The following is a 9,043-nucleotide window of genomic DNA, read 5'->3' on the forward strand; positions in this document are numbered from 1 at the left end:
GCGGATACATCCTCAACGGCCGCTGGTCGTTCTCGTCGGGCACCGACCACTGCGGCTGGGTCATGATCGGCGCGGCCGTCGGCGACAAGGACGGCAACCGCACCGGGCAGATCCTGCACGTGCTGCTCCCCCGCTCCGACTACGACATCGACGCCGACAGCTGGAACGTCATCGGCCTGCGCGGCACGGGCTCGAAGGACCTGATCGTCAAGGACGCCTTCCTCCCCGAATACCGCACGCTCGACGCCGACATCGTCCTGAGCGGCAACGGCTGGCGGCATGCGGGTCGCGACGAGACGCTGTACAAGTTCCCGTTCTCGTACATCTTCCCGCTGGGCATCACCTCGTCGCTGATCGGCATGACCGAGGGTGCGCTGGCCTGCTACGTCGCCGCGCAGAAGAAGCGCGTGCAGGTCACCGGCGTCCCGATCAAGGAGGACCCCTACGTCCTGTTCGCGATCAGCGAGGCCGCCTCCGAGATCTCCGCGTCGCGGCTCGCGTTGCTCGAGACCGTCGACCGGTTCTGGGACAAGACCGACCGCGGTGAGGAGATCAGCTTCGAGGAGCGCGCCATCGGGCGTCGCACCCAGATCTCGGCCGCGTGGCGCTCCGTGCGGGCGATGGACGAGATCTTCGCGCGCGCCGGCGGTGCGGCGGTGCACCTGAAGACGCCGATGCAGCGTTTCTGGCGCGACGCGCACGTCGGCCTGACCCACGCCATCCACGTGCCCGGAATGATCTACCACTCCGCGGCCCTCACTCAGCTCGGCGGCGACCCGCAGGGTCCCTACCGCGCAATGATCTGATCCCCCTTCACTTTCGAGGACGACGACATGACTGAATTGAGAGGTCTCGGGTACCTCCGCATCCAGACGCAGGACGTGCCGCGCTGGCGCGCACTGCTCCTCGACGGACTCGGCATGGCCGAGGGTTCGGGCCCGGAGCCGGACGGCTTCTACGCCCGCGTCGACGAGCGCCGCTCCCGCATCCAGGTGCTGCCCGGCGAGTCCGACAAGGCGCTGGCCGTGGGCTGGGAGGTGCGTGACGAGTTCGCGCTCCAGCGGGTGCGGGAGGCCGTCGAGAAGTCGGGTCGCGCCGTCGAGGTGCTCTCGCACAAGGAAGCGACGTACATCGACGCCGAGGCCGCGATCGCGTTCGAGGATCCGGCCGGAACCCGGCTCGAGGTGTTCTTCGGTCCGGTGCTCGACCACAGCCCGATCGTGACGCCGTTCGGCGGGCGCTGGGTGACCGGCGGCCTGGGCCTCGGCCACGTGGTGCTGCCCACGGCGAACTTCGCCGAGACGTACGAGTTCTACACGCAGGTGCTGGGTTTCCTGCCGCGCGGATCGATCCGTCTCGACGAGGACGGTCTCGTGCGGGTGCGTTTCCTCGGCATCAACGAGCGTCACCACAGTCTCGCTCTGTGCCCGGCTCCGCCGAACGAGGAGCCCGGCATGGTGCACCTGATGACCGAGGTCGACACCCTCGACGCGGTCGGCCAGGCGCTCGATCGCGTGAACCGGCTGGACTTCTCGATTTCGTCGACGCTCGGCCGGCACACCAACGACAAGATGGTCTCGTTCTACGTCCGGGCACCCGGCGGTTGGGATCTCGAGTTCGGCACCGAGGGCATGCTCGTCGACGAGCGCTTCTACACGTCCGAGGAGATCACCGCGGATGCGTACTGGGGCCACGATCAGTCGGGTTCCGAGCCGTTGAAGGCGTTCCTGCCGCCGACCGCCTGACATCGGACCGTTCCACCCCGTTCGAGAAATGCACCGCGACGCTGGTCGCGGTGCATTTTTCGTTTCTTCCTGGAATTCGTTCTTCCCTGGAGCGCCGTGCACCGCTACAGTCGTAGGCATTCATTGATCGCTCGATCAATCAACGCCGAATCACGCCTCGGAGAAGACCATGTCCGAAGTTCTCGACAACCCCTCGTCCGTCATGGCCCGCGTCGGCCTGCTGCTCGAACCGTTCCGCGACGCCGACGGACTGACCCTCACCGAACTGTGCCGACGCACGGGCTTTCCCCGCTCGTCGGCACATCGCATGCTTCTCCAGCTCGTGCGGGTCGGATGGATGCGACGCACCGGCACCACCTACCGCCTGGGCCCGAAGATCGTCGAACTCGGCGCTCTCGCGCAGGACCACGATCGGATCCACAGCGCCGCACTGCCTGCCATGTACGACCTGCACCGCGAGACCGGACTGGTCGTCCACCTGTCGGTTCTCGACAGCGATCAGGTCGTCTACCTGGAAAAAGTGAGCGGAATGCAGGTCACCGACAACACGTGGGCAGGACAGCGGCGCGCCGCCGAGGAGACCGTCGCCGGGTCCGCCATGCTGGCCCGCCGCGACGGAACCCACTCCGCCCCGGCGATCGGAGGCGGCTGCCCGCTCGTCGACGGTGTCGTACAGGGTGGTGAGTGCTTCCGGCATGTCGTCGCCGCGTTCGCGGCGGGCAACGGGGAGATCGCCGCACTGTCGCTCGCCGGCCCGGCCGAAGCGATCCCCGAGGACGCGGCCCGACGGGTGCGCCGTGAGGCCGACCGTCTCGAAGCATTACTGACCGCGTGACGACCCGCCCTGTTACAGTGACGTTCATCCATTGATCGCTTGATCAATGGATGGCCCGGACACCGTGTGAGGATTGATGACACGCACCGACGAGTTCCCCAACGCTTTCATCGCCCGCGTGGCCGGACTCCTGGACGAGTTCGACGCCGGCGGCTACCTCACCCTCTCCGAACTCTCGACGCGCACGGGGCTACCACGCTCGTCCACCCACCGCCTGCTCACCCAGCTCACCGAGTACGGCTGGGTGAGCAAGCGCGGCAAGGCCTACGCACTCGGACGCACACCCCTCGAATGGGGCGCGTTGGCGCGCAATCGCGATCGCCTGAACCGAGCCGCCCATCCCGTCCTGCACGACCTGCATTCGGCGACAGGTCTCGTCGTGCATCTGGCCGTGCTGGAAAGTGGCGACGTACGCTACGTCGACAAGGTCGGTCGCGGACCTCTCGAACTCCCCTCGCGTATCGGTGGACGGCAGCCGGCGCATCGCACCGCACTCGGCAAGGCCCTTCTGGCCCACACCCGGCTCCACACCGCCCACCCCGCGGCAGGATGTACGCCCACCGTCACCTCGAGGGTCGAGAACCTGCTGCCTCGCAACGAGATCGCGTACATCCGCGAGCGGCATATCGCGCACGAGCGCGAGCAATCGGTGCCGGGTGTCGCGTGCGTGGCGGCACCGATCGGCAACGGGCGAACCTGCGTAGGAGCACTGTCCGTGACGGGGCCCGTCGACGTCGTCGATACCGTCGGCCTGGCCACCCCGGTCCGGCTCGCAGCGCGGGCGGTGTGGCGCGCCCTGTCGTCGACCGACACGCAGCACCACCTCGGTTGATCCGGGGGTCAGCGCACCAGTGCCTGACCGCCGTCCACCGGTAACGAGTGGCCCGTGATGTAGCGGGCGGCCTCGCTGCACAGGAACACCACGGCAGGCCCGATATCGGTTTCGGGATCACCGAGGCGCCCGAGCGGAATCGATGTCGCGTACGCGGTGGCTTCGTCGGGTTCGCGCTCCGCCCACTCCTGCATGGCGATCGAATCGGCCAGCGGGAGAATGCTGTTGACGCGGATCCCATCCGCCGCCCATTCGCATGCAGCGGTACGGGTGAGGACCCGGATCGCCTCCTTCGCGGCCGCGTATCCGCCCGTCCCCGAAGGGTTCCAACGGATTCCGGCCGCCGATCCGAGATTGACGATCGAGCCGCCGCCACGCAGGTGCGGGTGACACGCCCGCATCATCCGCCAGGTGGCGGCCGGGCCGGACTCCATACCGTCGCGGTACACGGCTTCGTCGAGTTCGAGCAACGTTCCCGGAGCCGGTGATTGCGCGTTGTTGACCAGGATCGTGAGTCCGTCGAACTCCGCCACCACGTCCGCTACGGTCGCATCCACTGCTTCCGGGTCGGTCACGTCGCACACGTACGGCACCGCGCGACCGCCTCGGGCTTCGATCTCGATCGCGGTGGCACCGATGGTCTCCGCGGTGCGGCCCACCGCGGCCACCGAGGCACCGGCAGCGGCGAGCGCAAGGGCGATACCCCGCCCGATGCCCTGACCGGCTCCGGTCACGAGGGCGGTGCCACCCGCGAGGGGCAGCGTGGGAACGATCGGGTCCATACGGGATACGGCCATGCATACTCCTGAAGACATCGATACGGGACTTCATTGATCAATTGATCAATGAATGTGGCACAATACGGTCCGGAACAGGTCTCGACCAGGCCTTACGAGAGGACGAGGGTGGATCCGCAGGAGCGCAGGAGACAGATACTCGACAGATCCGCGGAGATCTTCGCCCGCAAGGGTGTCTCCGCTACGACCATCCGCGAGATCGCCGACGCGGTCGGCGTCTACTCCGGAGCGCTCTACCACTACTTCCCGTCCAAGGAAGCGATCGTCACCGAGCTCATCCGCGAGTACATCACCGACCTCAACGAACGCTGCCGCGAAGTACTCACGCGCAATCTGCCACCCGTCGAGCGGATCGAAGCCCTCACCCGGATAGCGCTGGAGACCTCCGAGGATTATCACGGGGCGACCTCCATCTGGCGACGCGAAGGCGAATACATGCGCGAACGCGTCGTCGAAGCCGACATGGTCGCCGCCGCGGACGCCATGCAGGTCGCGTGGAGCGACACCATCCGCGAGGGCATCGCCGAAGGTCTCTTCCGCACCGACATCGACCCCGAGGCGTTCCGGCACCTTCTCTACGACGCGGTCTGGCATGCCTCCCGCTGGTACCTGCCCGGCCCCGACCGCTCCCTCGCCGATCTCGCCCACGTCGTCGTGTCGTTGTTCGTCGACGGCTTCCGCCGACGCGACACCTGATCCGTCCCGCCGCGTGCGGCGGGACGGATCGTCGGATCACTCCGCCGAACCGGCGAGGTTCTCCTCCACTTCCTGGTGCCACGACTCGAGCGCACGAGAGGTGTCCACCTCGAACTCGAAACGCTGCGTCATGTCCGGCGTGACGTCCTCGAGGTCGACGTAGAACTGGTTGTACCAGCGACGCAGCTGGTAGACCGGGCCGTCCTCCTCGGTGAGGAGCGGATTCTCGATGCGGGACTTGTGCTTCCAGATCTCGATGTCCTGGGCGAACTGCTCTTCGAGACCGTTGGTGAACATCGTCGCCATCTCGGCGGTCTGCTCCTCGGACATACCCTCGATCTTCTTGACGATGGTGCCGAACTGCAGCACGAACGAATTGTTCGTCACCGGGTAGTGGCAGTTGATCAGCTTCGACTCGATGGTCGTGCCCTCGGCGACCGTGTAGATCGTATCGAGCATGAAGGACGGGCCGTAGTAGAAGGCATCCGAAATAGTTTGCGCCTCCGGCAGATCCATCTGCACGCCGGTCTTGATGTCGTCACGGCCGTAGGAGCGCATGTGCTGGCCGGCGATGTGCCCGTCGAAGACGTTCTTGAAGTACTCGGGCATCTGGTAGTGCACGTAGAAGAAGTGCGCCATGTCGACGACGTTGTCGACGATCTCGCGGCAGTGCGAGCCCTCGACGTGGATGGTCGTCCACGTCCACTCGCTCCACTGCCCGTCCTCGTAGCCCTCGATCTCGGGGATCGCGAGTTCGGGAGTGGGCTCACTACCCTGCGGGCAGTGCCAGACGAAGAGAACGCCGTTGCGCTCCATCGTCGTCCACGCCTTGGTGCGGCCCAGCTTCGGCGTGCGGCGCGCGTACGGAACCGCTTCGCAACGGCCCTGGCCGTTCCAGCGCCAGTCGTGGAACGGGCACGCGATGGTGTCGCCCTTGATCTCCCCGCGCGCGAGATTGCCACCCATGTGCCGGCAGAAGGCGTCGAGCACGTGCAGCTTTCCTGCCGTGTCGGCGAAGACCACCAGGTCGGTGCCGAACACCTTGACCTGGTGCGGCTTTCCGTCACGGAAATTCTTGGCGAGGCCGATGCAATGCCATCCGCGCGCGAAGCGGGTGGGATTGGTACCGGGATCGATGTTGCGGATCTCGATCCGCTCCTGGGGGACGGTCATGGTTTCTCCTGCGCTGACGAGAAGTGAAGGGGCTGAAGAGGGGTGAAGACGAACGGCGGTCACCGGGCCGGGGTGGCCGCCTCCGTGGAAGCGAGAGGAGCGATGGCGGGATCGACCCGGTGGCCGGTCCGGATCACACCGTCGGACACGGCCTCGTCCACCGTGCGGTCGAGTGCCTCGCACCGCATCACGTAAGCACCGGGACCGACCGCGGAGGCGGCCGCGATCTCACGGCACGACTGCCGGGCCTCGTCGGACCACTGGATGCTGGTATGAGCGGGGCTGTACTTCGCGACGAGCACGCGAGCGTCACAGGTGTGACAGGCGAGCGACTGCATTGTTGCCGGTTCCCTTCCTCGGATGAGCCGAGACTAGGAACCGCGCTGTGTCCGGCGACACAGCTTTTCAGCCCAGCGGGACAATCGGCGTTCCACCGATCTCCCGGTCACCTTTCGCGCGGTGAAACGGGGCTCGCCCCGCGTGTTGCAGGGGCGAGCCCCGTTTCAGCGCGTCAGCTTGGGGTGAGACGGGGGATGCGGACACGGAAGGTCGAGCCGGCACCCTTCTCCGACTCCACCTCCACCTTCCCGCCGTGCGCCGCGACCAGCGCGGCGACGATCGACAGGCCCAACCCGCTCCCACCCGACGCGCGGGTGCGGGAGGCGTCGGCGCGGTAGAAGCGTTCGAAGATGCGCTCCCGGTCGTCGGGGTCGAGGCCCGGGCCCGTGTCGGCGACTTCCAGAACAGCATCGGTGTCCGCGGTGCCCACCCGAACGGTGACATCGGCGTCGGGTGGGGTGTGGGTCAGCGCGTTGGTGACGAGATTGCTCAATACCTGGCGCAGACGGGCGTCGTCGCCGAGAACCTCGGGAGTGCCTGGGCCGTCGATGATGTCGAGGGTGATGGTCCGTTCGGGTGCGACGGCACGCGCGTTGTGCACCGCGTCGGCCGCAACCGCGAGCAGGTCCACCGGGGAACGGTCGAGCGGGCGTTGTTCGTCGAGTCGCGCGAGCATCAGCAGGTCTTCGACGAGCAGGCCCATGCGGCGGGCCTCGCGTTCGATGCGTTCCATCAGCATGCCGGTGTCGGTGCTCGCGCCCTGCCGATACAACTCGGCGAAACCGCGGATGGTGGTGAGCGGGGTGCGGAGTTCGTGGCTGGCATCGGCGACGAAGCGACGCATCTTCTCCTCCGAGCGTCGCGCCGACTCCTCGGATGCCGCGGTCGCCGCGAACGCCGATTCGATCCTGCCGAGCATCGCGTTGAAGGTCACCGACAACCGGCCGATCTCGGTTCGGGGATCGCTCTCGGGCACCCGCTCGCTGAGGTCCCCTTCGGCGATCGCGGCGGCGGTGCGCTCGACCTCGTCGAGCGGACGCAGACTCATCCGCACGACGACACCACCGGCCACCGCCAGTGCGACCAGCACGACCGCACCGATCACCGTCTGCAGCACGACGAGCCTGTTCACCGTCTCCTCGGCCTCGGCCAGGCTCATCCCGACCGTGGTCACGACACCCGACGCGTTCTCGGTGCTCATCACCCGCCAGTGCGGACCGTCGTCGCCCACGGATCCGACGGTGATGGGCCTGCCCGTCGGTTCCTCCGGCACATCGGGTGCGGTCGACTCGTCGTTGACGACGAACAACACCTGACCGTCGGCGTCGACGACCTGCACGTAGAAGGGGCTCGGTGGTCGCCGGGAGCTGGGGGTGTCCAGCGGCGGCGTCGGTGGTGGCCTGTCGGGGCGTGCCCAGGTCCGTGCGGCCTCCTCGAGGTCGCGGTCGACGCGCGAGAGCAGGGAGTTCTGCAGCGCCGAGGTGACCGCGACACCCGACGCGAGCAGACCGATGCCGGCGAGGAGCACCAGGGCGGCCACCAAGGTCCAACGGAGCGGCAGCGCCCGCAGGCGGTTCATGTGCGGGGTTCCCGCATCACGTAGCCCACGCCGCGAACGGTGTGGATGAGGGGGATTTCGCCGGTGTCGACCTTGCGTCGCAGATACGACACGTACGACTCGACCACCCCGACCTCACCGCCGAAGTCGTAGTTCCACACGTGCTCGAGGATGCGGGGTTTGCTCAGCACCGTGCCGGCGTTGAGCATGAAGTACCGCAGCAGCGTGAACTCGGTCGGCGACAGCGACACGGGCTTGCCGGCCTTGAACACCTCGTGGGTGTCCTCGTCGAGTTCGAGGTCGGCGAAGGTGATGCGGGAGTTGCGTTCGGCCTCGGACACCTTGCCGGCGCGACGCAGGATGGTGCGCAGCCGGGCGATGACCTCTTCGAGGCTGAATGGTTTGGTGACGTAGTCGTCGGCGCCGAGCGTCAGGCCCGCGACCCTGTCCTCCACCGCGTCCTTCGCGGTGAGGAACAGTACGGGTGCGTCGATGCCGTCGGCGCGCAGGCGGCGCAGCATGCCCATGCCGTCCATGCCGGGCATCATCACGTCGAGAATCACTGCATCGGGCCGGAACCGTCGCGCTTTGTCGAGGCCCTCTGGCCCGTTGCTCGCGGTCTCCACCTCGAAGCCCTGGAACTTCAGGCTCACGGACAACAGTTCGACGATGCTCGGCTCGTCGTCGACGACGAGCACGCGCGCTTCAGGGATCCGGTCGGTCACGACTTCGATTGTCGCGGGTGGGGCTGGTACCCCGCTCGAGGTTTCCTGGCAGGTTCCTGCGAGCTTCCCGATTGTCAGGAAGTTGCCAGGAGAACTCCACGGAACCTCGAGATCACGAGTGTGTGCTGTGGGGGTGAACAACGGCTATCAGCAAACCGCGAGCAGACTGCACGCGTTCAACCGGTACGAGATCAAGTATCTCGTCGACGAGATGAAGGTGCCCGAACTGCGGCACGAGCTCGCCGCCCGGATGGACACCGATCCGTACTCCCCACACGGCGGCTATCCGGTGACGTCGCTGTACTACGACACCGCGGATCTGCGCTTCTACTGGGAGAAGATC

The 9,043-nt window shown here is 66.9% G+C and carries 11 protein-coding genes; 6 read left to right on the top strand and 5 right to left on the bottom strand.

Features of this window, described 5'->3' with window-relative positions:
• The 4 genes from R1101_RS0110865 to R1101_RS0110880 all read left to right on the top strand — a co-directional run.
• A partial coding sequence (locus tag R1101_RS0110865) for an acyl-CoA dehydrogenase family protein (protein WP_016933460.1) occupies nt 1-806 on the top strand: 806 nt, incomplete at its 5' end.
• Nucleotides 807-833: 27 nt separating this feature from the next.
• Nucleotides 834-1,745, top strand: a complete 912-nt coding sequence (bphC, locus tag R1101_RS0110870; RefSeq protein ID WP_016933461.1) for a biphenyl-2,3-diol 1,2-dioxygenase — start codon at nt 834-836, stop codon at nt 1,743-1,745.
• A 169-nt stretch (nt 1,746-1,914) separates the two neighbouring features.
• Nucleotides 1,915-2,580: an IclR family transcriptional regulator gene (locus R1101_RS26400; RefSeq protein ID WP_016933462.1), complete on the top strand. Its 666-nt coding sequence runs from the start codon at nt 1,915-1,917 to the stop codon at nt 2,578-2,580.
• Between the two features lie 76 nt (nt 2,581-2,656).
• A complete protein-coding gene (locus R1101_RS0110880) occupies nt 2,657-3,412 on the top strand; it encodes an IclR family transcriptional regulator (RefSeq protein ID WP_016933463.1) in 756 nt (251 codons plus the stop codon).
• Between the two features lie 8 nt (nt 3,413-3,420).
• On the opposite strand, the gene R1101_RS0110885 is transcribed toward R1101_RS0110880, so the two are convergent.
• On the bottom strand, nt 3,421-4,209 hold the full coding sequence (locus R1101_RS0110885) for an SDR family NAD(P)-dependent oxidoreductase (RefSeq protein WP_051017514.1): 789 nt from the start codon (nt 4,207-4,209) through the stop codon (nt 3,421-3,423).
• A 108-nt stretch (nt 4,210-4,317) separates the two neighbouring features.
• Here R1101_RS0110885 and R1101_RS0110890 point away from each other — a divergent pair, with 108 nt between their 5' ends.
• On the top strand, nt 4,318-4,905 hold the full coding sequence (locus R1101_RS0110890; protein ID WP_016933465.1) for a TetR/AcrR family transcriptional regulator: 588 nt from the start codon (nt 4,318-4,320) through the stop codon (nt 4,903-4,905).
• A 36-nt stretch (nt 4,906-4,941) separates the two neighbouring features.
• Here the strand turns inward: R1101_RS0110890 and R1101_RS0110895 are convergent, their stop codons facing one another.
• The 4 genes from R1101_RS0110895 to R1101_RS0110910 form a co-directional block, all read right to left on the bottom strand.
• Nucleotides 4,942-6,078, bottom strand: coding sequence for a Rieske 2Fe-2S domain-containing protein (locus R1101_RS0110895; protein WP_016933466.1), 1,137 nt, complete (start codon nt 6,076-6,078; stop codon nt 4,942-4,944).
• Nucleotides 6,079-6,137: 59 nt separating this feature from the next.
• Nucleotides 6,138-6,416, bottom strand: a complete 279-nt coding sequence (locus tag R1101_RS0110900) for a hypothetical protein (RefSeq protein WP_016933467.1) — start codon at nt 6,414-6,416, stop codon at nt 6,138-6,140.
• 173 nt (nt 6,417-6,589) lie between these two features.
• Entirely contained in the window at nt 6,590-7,996 is a 1,407-nt protein-coding gene (locus tag R1101_RS0110905; RefSeq protein WP_016933468.1) for a sensor histidine kinase, read from the bottom strand.
• Nucleotides 7,993-8,700: a response regulator transcription factor gene (locus R1101_RS0110910; RefSeq protein ID WP_016933469.1), complete on the bottom strand. Its 708-nt coding sequence runs from the start codon at nt 8,698-8,700 to the stop codon at nt 7,993-7,995. The genes R1101_RS0110905 and R1101_RS0110910 overlap by 4 nt, the downstream gene beginning before the upstream one ends.
• Before the next feature lie 133 nt (nt 8,701-8,833).
• Here R1101_RS0110910 and R1101_RS0110915 point away from each other — a divergent pair.
• A partial coding sequence (locus R1101_RS0110915; protein WP_026003139.1) for a VTC domain-containing protein occupies nt 8,834-9,043 on the top strand: 210 nt, incomplete at its 3' end.

This window comes from Rhodococcus sp. R1101 (assembly GCF_000278445.1).
GTDB lineage: Bacteria > Actinomycetota > Actinomycetes > Mycobacteriales > Mycobacteriaceae > Rhodococcus > Rhodococcus gordoniae.

What these genes read in the sequence shown, in the direction of transcription:
- R1101_RS0110885 (WP_051017514.1), bottom strand. Translation starts at nt 4,209, where the DNA reads ATGGCCGTATCCCGTATGGACCCGATCGTTCCCACGCTGCCCCTCGCG.
- R1101_RS0110900 (WP_016933467.1), bottom strand. Translation starts at nt 6,416, where the DNA reads ATGCAGTCGCTCGCCTGTCACACCTGTGACGCTCGCGTGCTCGTCGCG.
- R1101_RS0110905 (WP_016933468.1), bottom strand. Translation starts at nt 7,996, where the DNA reads ATGAACCGCCTGCGGGCGCTGCCGCTCCGTTGGACCTTGGTGGCCGCC.
- R1101_RS0110880 (WP_016933463.1), top strand. Translation starts at nt 2,657, where the DNA reads ATGACACGCACCGACGAGTTCCCCAACGCTTTCATCGCCCGCGTGGCC.
- R1101_RS26400 (WP_016933462.1), top strand. Translation starts at nt 1,915, where the DNA reads ATGTCCGAAGTTCTCGACAACCCCTCGTCCGTCATGGCCCGCGTCGGC.
- bphC (WP_016933461.1), top strand. Translation starts at nt 834, where the DNA reads ATGACTGAATTGAGAGGTCTCGGGTACCTCCGCATCCAGACGCAGGAC.
- R1101_RS0110895 (WP_016933466.1), bottom strand. Translation starts at nt 6,078, where the DNA reads ATGACCGTCCCCCAGGAGCGGATCGAGATCCGCAACATCGATCCCGGT.